Source organism: Pediococcus pentosaceus, assembly GCF_001437285.1.
Taxonomy (GTDB): domain Bacteria; phylum Bacillota; class Bacilli; order Lactobacillales; family Lactobacillaceae; genus Pediococcus; species Pediococcus pentosaceus.
Genome location: NZ_JQBF01000002.1, coordinates 281816 through 300053, shown reverse-complemented (window position 1 = coordinate 300053; position 18238 = coordinate 281816). Strand labels below are relative to the sequence as shown.

The window sequence follows — 18238 nt, the reverse complement described above, 5'->3', positions numbered from 1 at the left end:
GCTTTTATATTATAAACTAAATTTTTTGAACGAATAGTGTCTGAGCATCCCTTGATGATTATTAGTCAATTCAGTTATTTTATCCATCATTGTATGAGCTTTATCCACTTGATTCAATCCGAGGTATCCTAATGCGATTAGATAATAACAGTCGATGACATTAAGTGACTTATGATCATCTTTGAATAGCAAGGCATCAGGTAATGATACAGCGAAGTAATCCATTTCGAAATTGTCGAAAATATGTTTTTCACCATAACTAATTAATGCGTGAAATTTACCATTTGCTTCTTTTGTCTGACCTAATTGTTCAAAGGCTAATCCTTGATAAAAAATCGTATCTGATGGTTGATCGTTGTAATACATAGCACTAGATGGTTTTTCCAATCCTTGAGTAGCTAATCTAAGATGCTCATTAGCTTGTTGAGTATCGTTAATTTGTTTGTAAGCATAACCTAGGTAGAAATCGATAACATTATTGTTTGCCGTAGGAAGTTTTCCTTCACCCAGTGAGCGTGGATAAACTAAAGCACGATTAAGTTTTTCAATTGCAGTCGTATAATTTTCGTTAGCAATATCTTGTTTTGCAAGTTCAACTAATGCATATTCGTATTGTGAGCTGACTTTACCTTCGCCACCTTCCCAAGGGTGGAAGATACGATCCATTAACTTTTGATAAGCTTCTTTGTATCTACCAGTTTCGTTCAATAAAGTAACTAGTTGAATGTAGCTATCGTCGCGTTGCTCGACCAGATCCAAATGTTTTTCAAGAAAGGCTAGGCGATCCGTTAAAGAATGGTTCATTTTTTGATACAAAGAGTCCAGTTCAAAAACAAGCCGTGCATTTTTAGGATCTAATTTAAATGCTTTTTCTAAATATTCTAAGGCTTTCTTAGGTTGGTTAGTCTTGTTGTAGTAGACGATTGAAAGATTCCGGTAAGACATTGCGTAATCAGGATCAAGTTTGACTGATTTTTCCCATAAAGCCTGAGCTTTTTGATATATACGACGATCATAGTATAAATTACCAAGATAGTAGGGTGCTAAGCCATCTTTTGGATTGATATTTTGAATATATTCCAAAATGATAACGTCGAACAGACGATTTGGGAAGATATAGTCAGGAGATAGACTAGCTCCAAGTTTTGCTGAAGTAAGAGCTTGTTCTTGCGAATCCAATTTAGAGTATATATAAGATTCATAATAAGATTTTAATGGATTATCATCTTTGTAAATGTTCAAGGCCGATAATGCATCAGCGTATTGTCCAATTTCAAGGTAAAGTTGAACTAAATCTAAAACATCATTTAAACGAGTATCAATGAAATGTTTTAACGTATCTAAGCAATCTGGATTAATTTTTGAATATTCGAACAATACCGCTGAAGCACTGTTATCAATTTCCAAACTATCTTTTAAAAGTTTTTCAGCTTGATCGGATTTCATCAAAATTAAAATATGAGCCTTGATTGCTCGAGCTGTTAAATCATTATAGTTAAATAATAGTGCTTGATTAATAAATTTAAGAGCATTGTCTAAATCATTTTCGCGAATCTTTATTTTAGCCATTGCCACAAAACTAACTGATCTTGTATCTGCAGACCAAGTTGCTTTGTAAAAAGCATCGTATGCTTCAGCGTATTTTCCTTGTTTTTCAAGACTTAGTCCAAGATGATAACTTGGGAAACCAGATACTGGGTTGGTATTATGATTGTTTTGACGTTCTAAAGCACGTCTAAAGTATTTTTCACTTTCTACAAATAACCCTTGACGGTAGAGTAGGAGACCGTACGCATCATTGATTCGTTTATCAAATTTATCCCGTTTAAGTCCTTCTAGATAGTAGTTTTCAGGTCTGAAACTAGCGTGACGATATTGTTCAAGATGTTGTCCTGCATTGAATAGTTCATCGTTAGTTTTGATATCTTTAGGATTAGGAATTGCTTTGGCAGCATCTGGAATTGCTTCGATTTTTTCAGGTTCAGGTGTATATTGCACCAAAATATTTTCGTCTTGATCAAGTACTTTTAATGTTAATTCATGCAATTCAAACTGATCATTTTGAATGGTTGTTGTAAAAGTTTCTGTGGGGCTTAATGTAGTTTTTTCGTTAAGTAGAACTTCGTCTTCTTTTTCCAAAATAACTTGTGCATTTGAAAATACTGATGTTGCATATGCTGCAATTGAAATTGTATCCCCATCTTTTTCCAAATTAACTGCGGCATTGATCGTAGCATTTTTAACTGCTCCCACAGCTTTATAAGGCATAAAGTATTCAGTACTATGTTTCTCTTCATGAGGATTGAGCCAAGAAAAGTCGGGCTGATTATCTGTGAAAGTACCAACCATCAATTCGATGTATGGTCCATCATTATCGGTTAACTGATGATCCCAAGATTGTCCAAAATCACCATGTCCCCAAGTCCATTGCTTTTTACCAGGTGAAGTATGATGGTCAGCCACATGAAGAAGACCAGCTTCTTTCTGGTGATCGTAATTACCTAAAAAGTCGTATTTTGATTTGGCTGCCATATAAGAAGTAGGTACAGGTACATTTTTGTAACGAGAAATGTCAACGCCTTCTGAGTAATCAACTTTATAATATTCACCAGTTGCGATTGGAAAATCAGATACTGCACGTTTTCCGTGATCAAAAACAGCATTAACATCTGGTGGAAAGATTGATTGAGTGTTTTCGTTTACAGGTACTGCGGGATTAGCCCACCACAAGAAAGTCTGTGGTAAATCAGTTGGATTTGAAAAAGTTTCGTCAACTTTCAAATATGCTTTATCAGGATACATAGTGAAACCAACTAAAATTTTTGTGCCATTCATTTGATCTATATCACTCATCCAGATTGTTTTAGAACCGTCTGAATTAATCTTAGTGTAATAATTCACTGGAGAAAAAGTATCTGGCCGGTGATGTTGTGGCCAATTGAATTCGATTCCTCCAGAAATCCATGGCCCAGCCAGACCAACAAGTGCTGGCTTAATAACGTGATTATAATAGACAAAGTCGTAATTATTAGTTTTATCTAACATTCGATAAATTCGTCCACCTAATTCGGGCAGGAAAGTAATCTGGATATACTTATTTTCTAAGATAACGGCTTTGTATGTCTTGTCATGTTTTTCATCAAAGACACGTTCGGTTACCGGAAATGGATAAGTCTTACCACTACTTCCTTGATATACTCGATCCTCCAAAAACATTGGATTTTTTTCTGGCTTAGCGATTCCATAGGTTGGAATCGTTAAGTCTGTTTTTTTTAAAGTTACTGGTTCATCTGCAGAAATATCAATATTCATAGCAAAGTTCTCCCTTCGATTTTACATCTTAATAATATAGTAGAAAGCGTTTTCTTGAAATGTACGAAATGTGCTAAACGATGGATTTTAGACAACTAACATTTGCTTGGTATTTTGCTATGTGATAATATCGAAACTAGAAAATGAAAACGCTTTTTTAAAAAGGAGCAATTTATGAAAAAATTGCATGGATTTGAAAATGAATATTTATTTGTGTTACCATCAACTATTTTGAATAATTTCAATTTTTCTGAAGTAATAAAACTGCTGTATATAACTGATCTTGGATTTTACCCCAAGGCAAGATATCATTTTGCTCATCGTAATCATGGCGCCAAAGAATGGATACTAATTTTTTGTACCCATGGTAAAGGTACTGTAAAATCTGCAACTGAGGAATGGCAAATTGAGAATGGTTCAATTGTTTTATTACCTCCAAATGAGGAACATACTTATTATGCTAATGATGATGATCCTTGGGATATATTTTGGGTGCATTTTACTGGGAATTCTATAGATGAATATATCCCGCAAGAGGCTTTACAGAAAAATGGTTTTCTAATAATTGATAAAACAAGCACCGAAGATATGCAGATGTTAATGTCGCAATTTTGGCAAATGATCCAAGCTTTATCAGCTGGTTTTTCATATCAATCCGTTTTTTATTCTTCTCAAGTTTTAGGTGCTACTTTGGCATATGTATCTTTGCAATCCTTTCTACCGCATGATGCTTATACAATGGGGAATGAATATATAACTAAAGCAGTTAAATATATATATGACCACTTTGAAGAAAAAGTTAGCTTATCTACGTTAACTGAGGTGTTAGATGTATCGAAAAGTTATCTTAGTCGAATTTTTAGACAAACGGTTGGCACAAGTGTAAATCGTTTTATTCTCGACATTAAAATGAAGCAAGCATGCTACTATTTGAAAGATACTAATTTAGCGGTTCATCAAATTGCAACGCGCCTAGGTTATGATGAACCGTATTATTTTTCAAGAATTTTTAAGAAGGTAATGGGGAGCTCGCCACGTATTTTTCGGAATCAAGAAAAAAATATATTGTAGCCCATTATCCATGTTTATGATTTAGAAAATCCCTTCTTTGAAAATCATAGTGTAATTTCAATTTTAGTTTCAAATGATAACGTTTTGAACTCACATCGGACTTATCTCTACAACTTGGCTAAATTAATGGGTAATTAAAGAGAATTGGCGGTGATACCTGAGTGAAAAGTTATTTGCCGTTGGTGAGGAAAAATATGCGTATTAACCATTTTGAAACATACATCTAATGAAAGCCCAGTAGTAATTAAGAAATGAACTATTACTCCTAGGCATGCAACTTTATGTTTATTATTCATATCAATTCAGTAGAATACTTCTCACCGCTGAAGAAACTAATTTATCAGTGATATTGGAGGTCCAACTAATTTAACTATGAAATGAATGGTTTTATTATACATAAATAAGTATTGATTAGTTGATCGCCGCAATTTCATGTGTACAATTTTATAGTGTATAACGAACGTCATAATACTTGGATTACTTCAGAAATTGAACATCATGAATGGGCGTGAAGAAATATTTAAAATTTCAAAAGAAGCTGAATTATTAGTTAATAGTGAACTATTTGAAAATAAAGCTTCATATTGCAGGGGGAATCATAGGTTACAATTTCATTTTAAATCAGTGGCAGATGATATTCGTTAATAGTTGTAAATGATGAAGAATACAGTTTAATCCATAATGCTTTACATGATGATTCTGGTAATGTGCTTAGCTTTTCCCGGTCCAAACCAAAATCAAAAAGTAACGTTTAAGTTGTTAGATTATATGATAAGTAATACAGATGCTAAATAAATGATTATTCTAAGTACAATAAAAAAGGAGACCAAATTCGTAAGTGAATTGGTTTCCTTTTTTATTTGGAAAATTATTTTTTAACATGCTTATTAACTTCTTGGGCGTTACCAAATGAAACAGTTATGATGCGACTGCGCATTCCCCAAATGTAGAAAATAAATGCCACAATGATGATAACTATAAAGTCAAGAGGATAATGGATTAAATTTCTACCATTAAAATTATCACTACCAATATACGACATAACTGAAAGGAAAATTAAGTATACAATCAACCAAAGGCTACTACGTAGTTGTTTCATAGTTTCTTTCCAATGTAATCGCCATTCGTAATAAATAAAAATTGGTAAACCTAGTAAAATGACTAAGATAACTTCAACTGTTGTTGGCCACATGGCCCAATAAATAGCTAAAGAAGCTAAAACGAAAGCTAATGGTGCCATAAATTTAATTGCTTTTAAACGAACAGGTCGATTGAAACGGGAAGCCATTTTTCTCAATGATACGACCGTGATTGGCCCAGTCAGGTAAGCAATTAACGTCGAAGTCGAAATAACACTGGCTAAAGTTCCCCATGATCTAAAAATCGAAACCATTACCATACTTAGAACAGCGTTGAAAGCCATAGCTACTCGAGGAATCCCATATTTAGCATTAATTCTTCCTAAAATTTTAGGAAAATGATTATTACTTGACATAGCGGCCAAGGCCCGTCCAGTTGAAGCAGCAAATGAAACACCAGTTCCAAAGGGTGAAATGAAAGCATCTAAATAAAGTAAAACTGATAACCAATGAATCCCAAGTAAGATAGCTAAATCCGCAAAGGGTGATTCAAAGTTAATTCCATGCCAACCAGATTGAGTAATTAGTGCAGTTGGTACGGAAGTGATGAAAGTACTTTGTAGAACTAGGTAGAGTACAGCACTGATCGAGAGTGAAAGTCCTACACCTAGCCCAATGTTTTTCTTAGGGTTTTCGACTTCATTTCCCATATTAATTACGGTTTGAAAGGCGTTAAAGGAAAAAATAATCCCAGAAGCAGAAGTAGCAGCGAAAATCGAAGCTGATCCGTAAGGCATAAATTCCGATAGTGATTTTCCGTAATTTTCAGGATGAAAGCCACTTAAAGTTAAAAATATAATAGTAATTAAAGGTACAGCAATTTTGAAAATGGAGATTAAACTCGTAAATCTTGTTAATAGAGTTACTGACCAATAATTTAATAAGGTGAAGATTAAAATGAAACAAAAAACTACTAATAGACCACTAGTAGTGATGTTCCCATTTTTGAAAAAACTATGGGTCCAATTCGCCCATGCCCATGGCCAAGAACTCATGTATTGGACCGCAGCTACAGCTTCGATGGGGATGAGAGTGATTAGAGAAATCCAATTTGCCCAAGAGGCAATAAAACCAACCAATGATCCGTGACTGTATTGAGCAAATTTACTCATTCCGCCAGATTCTGGAAACATTGTCCCTAACTCAATATAGTTATAGGCAATTACACCAATCACAACAAATCCAATTATCCAAGAAAAAATTGCCGCTGGACCAGCTACTGAAGCGGCCTCCATTGATCCAAAAAGCCACCCCGAACCAATTAGAGAACCAAGCCCAAGCATTACCAGTTGAAAAAGATTTAGTTTTTTAATAAAAAATATCCTCCTTAATTTTTGATTAATAATGGTAAATACTAACGTATTTGTGTAAATAAATCAAATTGGTATAGGACGTTCCATATTTTTATTTAAAATTTAATCGCTTATATGGATCTAATTAAATGGGTGATAGGGTAAGGTTTACCAAAACCATCGACTGGATCTTCTGAATCAATTTTAAAGTTATTTTTTAGATAGAAACGTTTTGCTTGCACATTTTGCGAGTTTACATCGATTCTTTTAATATCATATTTGCGTACTAAAGTAGACAATATTTCTCTACCGTAACCTTGGCCAATAAATTGGGGGTCTAAAAATAACATGACAAGCTCGTCTTTATCGATACCACTAAAACCAACCACTTTATGATTTTGATTTTTCCAGACGATTAAATTTACTGAATCCAAAGCCTGTGGAATGATTTCCTTGTAAAAAAGTAAATCTGATTCTTTCAAAAAGTGGTGAGTTTTTCTAACGGATGCTTCCCAAATTTTGAGAATTAAAGGGTAATCGGATTTAGTAGCAGTATTTGCGTTTAAAATAATAACATCTCCTTTCATTGTTAGAGCTCCATTTCTAGTATGTTTAAATGGTATCATACGGATTCATTTAAATTAAATCTAAGTAAAAATGATTTTGGATCATATTACAGTGTTTATCGTATATATATTTAGTACAATAACACTAAGCCTATACATGAAATGGAGGAGTTTTTGATGGAACAAGAACGAATTTTAATTTTAATTAAACCAGATGGTGTTAGTTTAGGGCATATTGGGGAAGTAATTACACGTTTAGAACTGAAAGGATATTCAATTGATGCGCTTAAAGTTACCCAAGCGACGGAAGCACAGTTGCAGCAACATTATGAAAAATTAGTTAATAAACCATTCTTTAAGGAAATCGAAACATATATGTTAGAAGGCAAAATCGTGGCGATGATTGCCAGTGGAACTCATGTTATTGATGTTTTTCATCGGATGGCAGGTGCTACAGATCCGTCGGAAGCTGCTTTCGGAACCATTCGTGGAGACCTGGGACGGGAGTGGCCAGACGGTTTACTACGTAATGTGGTGCACAGTTCTGATAGCATTGAAAATGCTGAAAAAGAAATCAAAATTTGGTTTCCAGAATTAAACTAAGATGTGTTTATAAAAAAGTAAATTACAGAAACTAGTTAATCGATGACTGATTGGCTAGTTTTTTTATATAAGAGCTCATTATTTTTCAGTAGCGAGAGTAATAAATAAAATTAGATAATTAAACTTCCTTTACTAAGTCTGTTCATCAGTTTATATTTATTAGTCATTAGAAAAGGGGGTCTAATTGAACATGGTTTTGAGTAAGACAATTGCAAAAATTAGAAAAGAAAAAAATTTAACAGTCAATGATCTCATCCGGGATAATATGTCTAAATCCAGCTATAATCGTTTTGCTGCTGGAAAAGCCGACATTCACAGCCATTACTTCATCGAGCTACTGAAACGTTTACACGTAACTTTAACTGAGCTTGAATATATTGATAGGGGATACGTACCTAAAGATATAAATATTTATCTATCCAGAATTAAAAAATTTTTTAACAAGCGTGATGCTAATGCTTTAAAAGGAATTATTAAAATTTTGGAAAGTGAATATTCAAAAATTCATAACACTGAATATCAGCATTTAATCGGACTTTGTGAGATTTTGATTGCTCGTTTAAATCACTATAAACTGGATATGAACCAGAATATTTTATATCGATACTTGATTAACACGTCTTCTTGGACTAGATATGAAATCATTTTGTTCAATAATTCTCTATTTTATATTGAACCAGAAACTTTGAGCATCCTATTGAGTAATGCATTAAAGCATGTCCATGAATTGGATGATCTTAACCCACAAGTAGTTGAAGGGTTTAGACTTTTAAGCAACGCCATTATCTCTCTTTTATACCAGCAGGAACCAACTTTGGCGCTATACTATATTTCAAAACTAGAAGAGTTTCAAGTGAAAGAAGAGCACGTGTATGAAAGGATTTTGTTACTTTTTTTTAAGGGTATCAGAAAAAAATTAGAAGGTTATTCTGAAATAGAGTATAACAAAGAATTTAACAAATTATATTTTATTTTAGATGTACTACAAATGGAGGAGCAAAAAAGGATTTTTAAAAATGCCATTGCAAAATTATAATGTTAAAAATCAAAAATAATCATTTAAAACGACCGTGTAGACTAATTTTTAATGCCTGCACGGTCGTTTTTTAGAAAAATAAAAAGAAAAGAACATATTCCATACTAATCCCCCCAGTTAAATTATGCAGATAATCTTTAGATATAAAAAATATGTCCCGTTTAAGGGCCATAATATCCTAAAAAGAAATATAGTTACAATCAGTTAATACCCTAAATTAAAATCAGAAGCACATTATGAAATTTTAAACCTTTAATGAGGGGAGGATAGCCATAGACGCATTTGTTTAGAATAATGCGATTAGTAATGAATAATGTTTTTAAATTTAAAATTAAATTGGAGTGACTTAGATTGACTGCAAAGTTTGGTAAAACGTTCAATAAAAAGAAATATTGTCCACGTCTCGAACCTAAGAGGATCTTAACATTGATCAATTTAGCTATGTTAGGGCTTGGTATGAGTTATCTACAGCATGCAGATGCAGCTCAGGCTTCCGAGATTGGAAAAGTGAATACTTATAAAAATGCTGATTCTTTAAAAACAAATCAGTTATTAGAGCTAACTAAGAATGGTAAAACCACTAAGGAAGTGGGTGTTGATGTAAAAACAGAGACTCATAGTCAAGCATCAAAATCCAATGATACTAATAAAAGAGCAGATAGTAACCAAGCTTCAAGGCTACTTAAAAAAAATCAAAATCGGATTGTCGATCCAAAAACTATTAAGGACGGTTGGTCACTAAAAAATACAAAAGTGAAGAACAGAGCTCTAATAACTCCTAAGAAAAGTCATGAAAATCAAGGTACTATTAAAAATACAAATTTTATAAACAGTGAAATTAAAGTGAAACCAAATGATAAAACAGATTTACAGGATAATGTGTATGTAAACAAAGATAATTTTAAAGATTACTTTAATCAGAATGGGAGTGCCAAAGGTAACTACAATCCAATAACCGGTGAGCAAAAGCTTACTACAGGTTCATGGCAAAGTGGCAATATCACTTTTAAAGGAGGAATAGACCTTAGGCACAATTTTAGAATTGATGGTGCAATTAATTTAGGAAAAGAAACGAAAGTAAGGAATGTTTTTAGAGTTTTAAAGGGAATCGCAGACGGAATTGGGATCGTTTTTTACAAAGGAACCCGTAACCAAATTGGTGGAAGCGGTGGGAATTTGGGTATCTATGGAGTGACTAATGCTTTTGGATGGAAAGCTGACACATGGCATAACGTGGGTAGATCGTTTAAGTTTGGTAACACTACCAGGCGCTTACAGGGTGAAGCTGATGATGCTTTTCCCGATCCATATGGTGCGATGGTAACTACTAATAAAAATGGTCAAGGGACCATTGATAAAGACAGTGTACGGCCTTTACCAAAAATTATCGAAGATAATAAATACCACGCTATAAAAATGATATATACAGCTCGTACGAAAGAATTTAAGGTGATTCTTTCGACCCCAACGGGGGATGTTATTTTTAAGAAAAAATTTGATTATGATGCTAAAGATCCCGTCTATTACTTTACTATCGCTTCATCCACAGGCGTATTACCTACTAAACAATTTTTTAAAATTGACTCCATGGAATATACGTCAATTCAAAAAGCATTTATTAAGTATATTGATGATAATACTGGAACTAACATGAGAGTCCGTGTACTAACTGGCCAGGGTGGTAAAACGATGAAGTACTCTACAAGAGCAGACATCCAAGATTATTTAAAACAAGGTTATCAATTAGTTAGTGATAATTTTGTAACGGGAACTACTTTTGATACTGACGATAGAACCGATCAAATATACGAAGTTCATTTTAAGCATGGAATAGAGTCTGATTTTGAAAAACGGAATGTGAAAGAAACCGTTCATTATCGCTATGATAATGGTCAATTAGCCAGACCGATATACCAAAATGTACTTAATTTTGAACGGAAGGTAGAAACTGATCAAGTTACAAAACAAAGAAATTATAAGAATTGGCAGGCGGTTGATGGAACTAGTTTTAAAAGAGTAGTTTCTCCGTATATAAAAGGCTATACCGCTATACCAAAATTGATCGATGAAATTACTAATATTAACGAAAATCATAAAAATATCGAAAAAATAGTAGTTTACAAAGCTAACGACGAAAAAGCTCAAGTGAAATATTTCGATGATACGACAGGGCGAAAACTAAGTGAGCAATTTCTACATGGTGCTTATGGTAGTCGAGATGTTTATCGAACGGCTAATACAATTCAGCATTATAAACAAATGGGTTATGAGTTGGTGAGTGATGACTACCCTAAGAATGGAGCAAACTATAGTCAAGATAAATTAGTTCGAGTATATGAAATTCATTTAAAACATAAAATCATTAAGCAACTAGAAAAAAGTACTGTAAAGGAAGTGATTCATTATCTATATGATAACGGTCAACCTGCTGGACCAATATATGAAAACGAACTTGATTTCAAACGAATTATCAAGTTTGATCAAGTAACAAAGCAGAAACGCTATGGAAATTGGCAAGCAATTGATGGAACGTACTTTAAAAAAATAGATTCTCCGAAAATTATTGGTTATACGCCAACTCTTGAGGCAATTGAAACTATCAATAACATTGATGGCAGCCATAAAGATATAGAAGAAACGGTAGTATACAAAATTAACGACGAAAAAGCTCAAGTAACATACTATGATGATACAACTCGAAAAAAATTAAGCGAAAAAGAACTAAATGGAGCTTATCGCACTCGAGATAGTTATCGAACAGTCGATGCGATTAATCAATACAAGTGGGCAGGCTACGAGTTGGTTAGTGATGATTATCCCCAAAATGGGGTGTTTTACGACCAAGATAAGCTAATAAAAATGTATGAAGTACATCTAAAACATGGAGAAAAAATGGATTTTGAACAACGTGCGGTAAAAGAAGTAATTTATTATCAATATGATGACGGCCAATTAGCTGAGCCAACATATAAAAATAAACTTAGTTTTAGACGAATTGTAAAAATTGATCAGGTCACGGGTCAAAAATATTATGGAGTATGGCAAGCGGTTGACGGTACTAATTTTAGGAGTGTGGTTTCACCAATCATAGAGGGATATACACCAATCCCTGAGATTGTTAGGGCGATTAATAATATTAATAGTTACCATCAAGACGTTGAAAAAACGGTGGTATATCAAGCCAACAAACAAAATGAGGTGGTTGGTGGCAATTCTCCAAAGAAGTTTAAACAAATTAAAATAATTCTAGTAAGGGTGATTCACCCAAATCGAGGGGTAAGGATTAACACTGAAAAGAGTCACACAAAAAAAATAAGCCTTAAACCTCATCATGACAGGCAGAAAGTTGAGTCTACACATAAAACCAAGTTTAAACTAAATACGCTGATAAAATCAGGTGATGAAATAAAAAAGCAAAACCCAGTCTGTCAAAAGCGTGTAATTAAAAAATATCAAAAACTTCCTCAAACTGGAGAGAAGAAATCAAACAAATTTGTATATTTTTTACTAGTACCGCTGTTAATTCTATCTACGATAATCACGATTTTAAAAAGGAAGTAAACCTAAGAAATAGAAACTTATGGTGTAGTGACTATTGAACATTAAATATAGAAATTTTTAGTGACACATAAAAACTCCTATTTATTAATAAATAGGAGTTTTGTTTTCCAATATCAAAACTTAATATTGATCAAAAATAATTTAGTCTTTAATTGGGAAAAGGTAATTTAAATATATTTAGCTACTGAACTAAGCATTTTAGCACGAGCCTTAGGAGAAACGTCTTCGGCATTAAAATTATGCCATTTAAAATTTTTAACACCAGACTTTCTAAAAACGCCACGTTTTAACATGCGACCAACAGGATTCCCATAGAGAACTTTGTATATCCAGGTTGGAGCACCAGATACCGTAAGAACTCTAACTTTGGTGTTCGATGAAAATAGTCGTCGCGTAATACCACGATGTTCTTGGATTTGTCCTTTGGCAAATACCTTATCAATAAAACCCTTGGTCATTGCAGGCATCATTTCCCACCAAATTGGAAATAACATAATGATTTCATCTGAATTTTGGAGCCTTTCGAAGTAGTTTTGACTTTGAGTATCAACGAAAGGGTGAGTTCGCCAATTAAGTAAATCAGTTTTAGTCATTAAAGGATTAAATTGATCTTGGTGTAGGTCAATTAAATCTACTTGAGCGCTTTGTTTTTCTAACGCCTGTATCACAGCAACTAGTAGAGCAGAAGTAAAGGAACGGTTATGTGGTTCATTGTAACCAGCTTCTTTTCCATATGGGTGATCAAAAACAATTGTTATTTTTTTCATAATATGCTCTTTTCTTGTGTTTTTATATTCTTTGGAATATATTTAATATAGCACCAAAATTTATAAAGTCAATATATATGTCGAGGAATATAAATGAATGAAGAACTAGCTAAGGAACTAAAAAATTACCGCGAACATTCTAATGAAAGGTCCATTAAAGAATTAATTGGTAGCCACAATGATATAGAGAACCTGAATAAACTTTCCATTATAGAACTAGATGTGATTGCATGGATTGCCGATTATAATTTAAAAATTAATGATTTATTGCGGTATATAAATATGACTCAAGGGGCTATATCTAAACTGGTCAATCGACTTGTTGAATATGGATTTGTTGAAAAATATCATATGAAAGGAAATCAAAAGGATACGTATTTGCGACTTACCAATCTAGGTCGGAAAGTAGAGGCTATTCATCACCAATTTCATCAAGAACTAGAACAACGCTTAGAACAAGCACTAGATCAATTCACTGAACAAGATATTAGAATCACCGTTAGTGTATTGAAAAAAATCAACGCAGCCCGAAACCAATTGGATTAAAAAAGCTTATTATGTTGTTTAGTCTCAGTTTTTTTAGAGATAATTAACAAACGTAATAAGTTTTTTTGTAAGTAGCGAAATTCTTAATCTTTAGAAAGATTGCTGATCAAAATACTATTATGCCTGAGAGAAACTAAAACAGCTAGATCAGCAAAATCAGTATCACGGAAAGTTAACATTTAATCTGGTATTAAAAAAGAAGAAAATAATATTTTAGGAAAAAATGAATACTTAGAGGTTTCCAATCGAAGGATGGATCATATTTTAAAAATAAAAGTACGTTATGGGAATGAGAAAATTCAGATGTTAAAGTTTTTGCCAGTCAGAAACGAATGGTTTAGGAAGTAAGAGTTTTCATAAATAACTAAACCTTTTAGAGCTAGAGCATGACTTTTTATTGTGAAAATACAAAAATAGATAAGCTAGTTAACTAGCTTATCTATTTTTTTTAGTATCGATTATTTTTTCGAAAATAGATCCAATCAATGCATTATCTACGGAACGTTTCATTGCGATCACAATATTTTGATTACCAAAATTATCGGTTAAATCTTTAATTTTAATACGGTATTGTTTTTCCAATTGGCCGTCATTCATTGCAGAATATAGGAAGGCTAATCCATTTCCCAATGCTGTCATTGAAAGTCCCTGACTTAAATTTTTAACATAATAATTTGCTTTTAAATTGTAGCCATTTTTGATTCCTTGACTTAACACATTGTCGACAATAATTGGTGATTTATCTCGATCTAATAAAATAAAAGTTTCATTTTTTAAATCGGAAAACGAAAGCTGTGGTTTCGCGGCTAAAGGATGATTAATTGGTAATGCAATCTGAAGATGATTTTCTAAAAAATCCGTGCTTTTAAACAATACGTTGTCAGTGGTATAGGGTCTTAAAGAGTAAATCAAGTCATATTTACCAGAAGATAAACCTTTGGATAAATTAGTTGGGGTGTCTGGAAAGAGCGAGAACTGAATATTATTCTCATGACTAATTCGGTCCAGGACTGCATACATTTTTTCTAAACGAAAATTTTCTAAATAGCCCACATTAAGGTAGTGAGTTGGATTGCTAGCTGTTTGGTGTTGATCAAAGAAATGTTTTAATGCATCTACGTCTTGGATTACTTTTGTCGTAGCTTTTAAAAAAGTAATCCCATTTTCGGTGAGTTTTAGAGAATGACTTTGACGAACAAATAGTTGAGTATTTAATTCAGCTTCCAAATTTTTCATGTGACGGCTTAAAGTAGGTTGAGAAATAAAAAGTTTATCAGCAGCCTTAGTTAGGCTTCCTTCTGTTGCTACTTGAACGAAGTATTCTAATGTTGTTAAATTCATTGTGACTCCAATCAAAAAAGGATTTATAGTCATTAATACTACAAATCCTTTAGTTAAGCAACTAAATTCTTTTCTATTTTTTTAAGATAGGTAATTGTAAATAGGAATCATATTCGCCACCAGTATGAAGGATATGGATACCTTGATTGTCAGGGGTAGCACCAGGAGTCCCTGGCATAACAGAACCTAATTCATTCTTGGAACTGATTACAAAACGTAACGATTCGCCAGGAGCAAAAGTCATCCCCATTGGGCTTAAAACAATATCTAATTGGACAACTTCTTTTGGTGCCAACTTTTCAACGCGATCGAATGAATATGCAGGAATCTCATCCGTGCTCATCTTATCATCTAAATGACGCATCGAAGCTCGTAGACGGCCCCAGACTCCTTTATAGCGGAGGGCTGAGGCACCTTCTTGAGTAAAGTCTTGGAGGGCTGCACCGTGATTAGGTACAACGAACTCACTTAACACATTACTGTATTTGTCTAATTTTTGTACCATGATAAAGATATCCATATCATCGTAACCGTCGACTTCCATGAATAGCTTTGCCTTAGGATAACCGACCATCGTGACCGGCGCATCGAAAGTGGTTAAAAATGAGACACGTCCAGGATTGTCGTTAGCTACATACTGCACTGTGGCAGCCTGTGACAAAGGCTTTTCTTGCAAAGTCCGAGTTAAGGGATTGAGATAAAATGGTTGGTTATTCACACCAGCTGGTGGAAAGCTAGTTGCTGGAATATCTGTCTCATTTTTGCCTTGAAAACCAATGGTAGTGTAGCGAACGGGAGCTGTATTTTCCCATCCATTATCTTTGCCAAGTAAATAGTGGTCAAAGAAACGACGAAGTTCTTCCGTATTATTTTTATCGTAATAATAAGGCCATTCTTGACGATCATGAATTCTGAGCCATTTATCTTTAGATCCTAAGGTGCGCCAAGCTCGGAATGTTCCCATGGTATGCAATGTGTTGGAATAACTGCCAATCACAAAAGCGGGAACTTCAATTTTGCTGGTATCTGCAATTTTGTCTTGCCAAACGGGAGCCGTAACTAACGGATCAGCATCCATTTCTTTAGCTAAATCCTCACGTTTGGCATCATTTGCACTGACATGATTTACGGCTAAGCGTTCAATAAAGTTTTTGTCAGGAATTCCTCCGATAAAGGCCAAGTCACGATATGCATCTGATAAACCTTCGGTAGGATTAATTGCAGTTAAATGTGGTGGTCTTTCAGCAGCAATAAACCATTGTGACCAAGCTAAATAGGAAGTACCAGTTAGGGCCGTCTTACCGTTGGACCAATCTTGTTGGGCAATCCATTCAATTAAATCATAACCATCCTGAGCTTCTTGTGAACCAAGCATCGTTGTATTTCCTTCGCTATGAGCGATTCCACGCATATCTGGGTTAGCCACTGCATATCCATGACGAGTCCAGTAGGCTGGATCAGGTGCCTCAAATTTAGTCAATCCAGAATTCCATTGATTACCCATTCCAAGCATGTTAAAAAGATTTTTATACCTTGGTGCAGTTCCAGCGCTTTTACCGTAAGGGCTCCAAGCAATTAAGGTAGGAACTTTGTCATTTGTAATTGGTAAATAAATATCGGTATAGATGGTTACTCCATCTCGTAATTTAACAGGGATATCTTTTAACATTTTGATATCAGTATCAAGTGGTTTAAATCCTTCGGCGATTTTTTCGCCTTTCTTTAGGATTAATTCTTTGGTTTCAAATGGGCTAAGGACACCATGTTCTACACCATCATCAATATATGCAAAAGCATCACTAAATTGCATTTCTTTTGTAACATCAACAGTCATAACTTTACCTCCAAATATTTTTAGTAAGTTTGATTTAACAAACTAAAGTATATGAGGGGGGAGAACTTCTGTACACTATCATATTTACAAGTTTAGAAGGGACTAGGTTGTGATATTTGAAAAATGAATATCAAGTTTGATTAATATGTTAGTACTTTTAATAGCTTTAAGAAATCAAATTTCTTAAAAATAGAATAATAAAATATTTATTTGAAATATTATTTCTTTTATTATAAAATATAACTGTAAATGAAAGCGCATACAAGGAGGAGCAGCATGATTAATTTAAGTGATTTAACAACGGAAACTCGTAATGAGGAAACCATGAATTTAGACGAGCTATCTACAGCAGAAATATTAAAAATAATGAATTCTGAAGATCAAAAGGTAGCTCAAAGAGTTGGTAAGGTGTTACCAGATATTACACAAGCTGTCGAACAGATTATCCTTAGCTTTAACAAAAAAGGGCGTTTATTCTACATTGGTGCTGGGACAAGTGGTCGACTAGGTGTTCTAGATGCTGCAGAGTGTGTACCAACTTTTGGAATAAATCCTAAGATGGTTCAAGGTTTGATTGCAGGTGGAATGAAAGCTATGACAATTGCTGTAGAAGGAGCTGAAGATTCACTAGAGCTAGGTGCTAGGGATTTGCAATCTCAAAACTTAACTAATAAAGATATTGTCGTTGGAATTGCTGCAAGTGGACGAACACCATATGTCATTGGTGGATTAGATTATGCCAAAAAGGTTGGTGCAGCAACGATTAGTCTAGCTTGTAATGATCACGCTAAAATTAGTAAACATGCTGATATTAACATTGAAATAGCAGTAGGCCCTGAGATTTTAACCGGTTCAACGCGTTTAAAATCAGGGACAGCCCAAAAACTTGTGTTAAACATGCTATCTACAGCCTCAATGGTTGGGATTGGAAAAGTTTATAAGAACTTGATGGTAGATGTGAAACCCACCAATGCTAAATTAGTGGAACGTTCAAAACATATTATTATGGAAGCAACGGATGTCAGTTATACAGTAGCGAATGATATGTTTGAAAAGGCGGGTAAAGATGTGAAGTTGGCTATTGTTATGATCTTAACTAATGTTGACTTAAATGAAGCAAAAAAGAGGCTACAGGTAGCAAAAGGTTTTGTTAGAAAGACAATATAAAGT

General features: G+C 33.8%; 12 protein-coding genes. 6 read left to right on the top strand and 6 right to left on the bottom strand.

The features are described 5' to 3' along the window. Positions 1–9: 9 nt before the first annotated feature. A complete protein-coding gene (locus IV86_RS03225; protein ID WP_056979354.1) occupies positions 10–3312 on the bottom strand; it encodes a tetratricopeptide repeat protein in 3303 nt (1100 codons plus the stop codon). A gap of 174 nt (positions 3313–3486) precedes the next feature. Between IV86_RS03225 and IV86_RS03220 the strand changes: the two genes are divergently transcribed. Beyond that, positions 3487–4383 (top strand): helix-turn-helix domain-containing protein, encoded by an 897-nt coding sequence (locus IV86_RS03220; RefSeq protein WP_002833182.1) that lies wholly within the window; start codon positions 3487–3489, stop codon positions 4381–4383. 868 nt (positions 4384–5251) lie between these two features. On the opposite strand, the gene IV86_RS03215 is transcribed toward IV86_RS03220, so the two are convergent. Together IV86_RS03215 and IV86_RS03210 are read right to left on the bottom strand one after the other, a co-directional pair. Beyond that, a complete protein-coding gene (locus tag IV86_RS03215; RefSeq protein WP_002833180.1) occupies positions 5252–6805 on the bottom strand; it encodes an APC family permease in 1554 nt (517 codons plus the stop codon). 140 nt (positions 6806–6945) lie between these two features. After that, the gene (locus tag IV86_RS03210) at positions 6946–7401 is read right to left on the bottom strand and encodes a GNAT family N-acetyltransferase (protein WP_002833179.1); all 456 of its coding nucleotides are present in this window, start codon (positions 7399–7401) and stop codon (positions 6946–6948) included. Positions 7402–7557: 156 nt separating this feature from the next. On the opposite strand from IV86_RS03210, the gene IV86_RS03205 reads away from it, so the two are divergent. The 3 genes from IV86_RS03205 (at position 7558) to IV86_RS03195 (ending at position 12580) form a co-directional block, all read left to right on the top strand. After that, positions 7558–7983 carry a nucleoside-diphosphate kinase gene (locus tag IV86_RS03205; protein ID WP_002833178.1) on the top strand — a complete coding sequence of 142 codons (426 nt, stop codon included), beginning with the start codon at positions 7558–7560 and terminating at the stop codon, positions 7981–7983. 190 nt (positions 7984–8173) lie between these two features. Next, a complete protein-coding gene (locus IV86_RS03200) occupies positions 8174–9019 on the top strand; it encodes an Rgg/GadR/MutR family transcriptional regulator (RefSeq protein WP_002833176.1) in 846 nt (281 codons plus the stop codon). A gap of 507 nt (positions 9020–9526) precedes the next feature. Beyond that, positions 9527–12580: a mucin-binding protein gene (locus IV86_RS03195; RefSeq protein ID WP_162259781.1), complete on the top strand. Its 3054-nt coding sequence runs from the start codon at positions 9527–9529 to the stop codon at positions 12578–12580. 167 nt (positions 12581–12747) lie between these two features. Here IV86_RS03195 and IV86_RS03190 read toward each other — a convergent pair whose 3' ends face one another. Continuing rightward, positions 12748–13347 (bottom strand): NAD(P)H-dependent oxidoreductase, encoded by a 600-nt coding sequence (locus IV86_RS03190; protein WP_056979352.1) that lies wholly within the window; start codon positions 13345–13347, stop codon positions 12748–12750. Positions 13348–13440: 93 nt separating this feature from the next. Here IV86_RS03190 and IV86_RS03185 point away from each other — a divergent pair, with 93 nt between their 5' ends. Further along, complete coding sequence (locus IV86_RS03185; RefSeq protein ID WP_002833172.1) at positions 13441–13893, top strand: MarR family winged helix-turn-helix transcriptional regulator; 453 nt, start codon at positions 13441–13443, stop codon at positions 13891–13893. A gap of 435 nt (positions 13894–14328) precedes the next feature. Here IV86_RS03185 and IV86_RS03180 read toward each other — a convergent pair whose 3' ends face one another. Both IV86_RS03180 and IV86_RS03175 read right to left on the bottom strand, forming a co-directional pair. Continuing rightward, positions 14329–15234, bottom strand: coding sequence for a LysR family transcriptional regulator (locus IV86_RS03180; protein WP_002833171.1), 906 nt, complete (start codon positions 15232–15234; stop codon positions 14329–14331). Positions 15235–15307: 73 nt separating this feature from the next. After that, positions 15308–17068, bottom strand: a complete 1761-nt coding sequence (locus IV86_RS03175; protein ID WP_002833170.1) for a CocE/NonD family hydrolase — start codon at positions 17066–17068, stop codon at positions 15308–15310. A 276-nt stretch (positions 17069–17344) separates the two neighbouring features. On the opposite strand from IV86_RS03175, the gene murQ reads away from it, so the two are divergent. Continuing rightward, entirely contained in the window at positions 17345–18235 is an 891-nt protein-coding gene (gene murQ / locus IV86_RS03170; RefSeq protein WP_002833169.1) for an N-acetylmuramic acid 6-phosphate etherase, read from the top strand. Positions 18236–18238: the final 3 nt, after the last annotated feature.

Bases quoted from the DNA above. Each gene is read 5' to 3' on its own strand.
- IV86_RS03225 (WP_056979354.1), bottom strand. From the start codon at position 3,312: ATGAATATTGATATTTCTGCAGATGAACCAGTAACTTTAAAAAAAACA.
- IV86_RS03205 (WP_002833178.1), top strand. From the start codon at position 7,558: ATGGAACAAGAACGAATTTTAATTTTAATTAAACCAGATGGTGTTAGT.
- IV86_RS03180 (WP_002833171.1), bottom strand. From the start codon at position 15,234: ATGAATTTAACAACATTAGAATACTTCGTTCAAGTAGCAACAGAAGGA.
- IV86_RS03210 (WP_002833179.1), bottom strand. From the start codon at position 7,401: ATGAAAGGAGATGTTATTATTTTAAACGCAAATACTGCTACTAAATCC.
- murQ (WP_002833169.1), top strand. From the start codon at position 17,345: ATGATTAATTTAAGTGATTTAACAACGGAAACTCGTAATGAGGAAACC.
- IV86_RS03220 (WP_002833182.1), top strand. From the start codon at position 3,487: ATGAAAAAATTGCATGGATTTGAAAATGAATATTTATTTGTGTTACCA.
- IV86_RS03185 (WP_002833172.1), top strand. From the start codon at position 13,441: ATGAATGAAGAACTAGCTAAGGAACTAAAAAATTACCGCGAACATTCT.
- IV86_RS03215 (WP_002833180.1), bottom strand. From the start codon at position 6,805: ATGCTTGGGCTTGGTTCTCTAATTGGTTCGGGGTGGCTTTTTGGATCA.
- IV86_RS03190 (WP_056979352.1), bottom strand. From the start codon at position 13,347: ATGAAAAAAATAACAATTGTTTTTGATCACCCATATGGAAAAGAAGCT.
- IV86_RS03175 (WP_002833170.1), bottom strand. From the start codon at position 17,068: ATGACTGTTGATGTTACAAAAGAAATGCAATTTAGTGATGCTTTTGCA.
- IV86_RS03200 (WP_002833176.1), top strand. From the start codon at position 8,174: ATGGTTTTGAGTAAGACAATTGCAAAAATTAGAAAAGAAAAAAATTTA.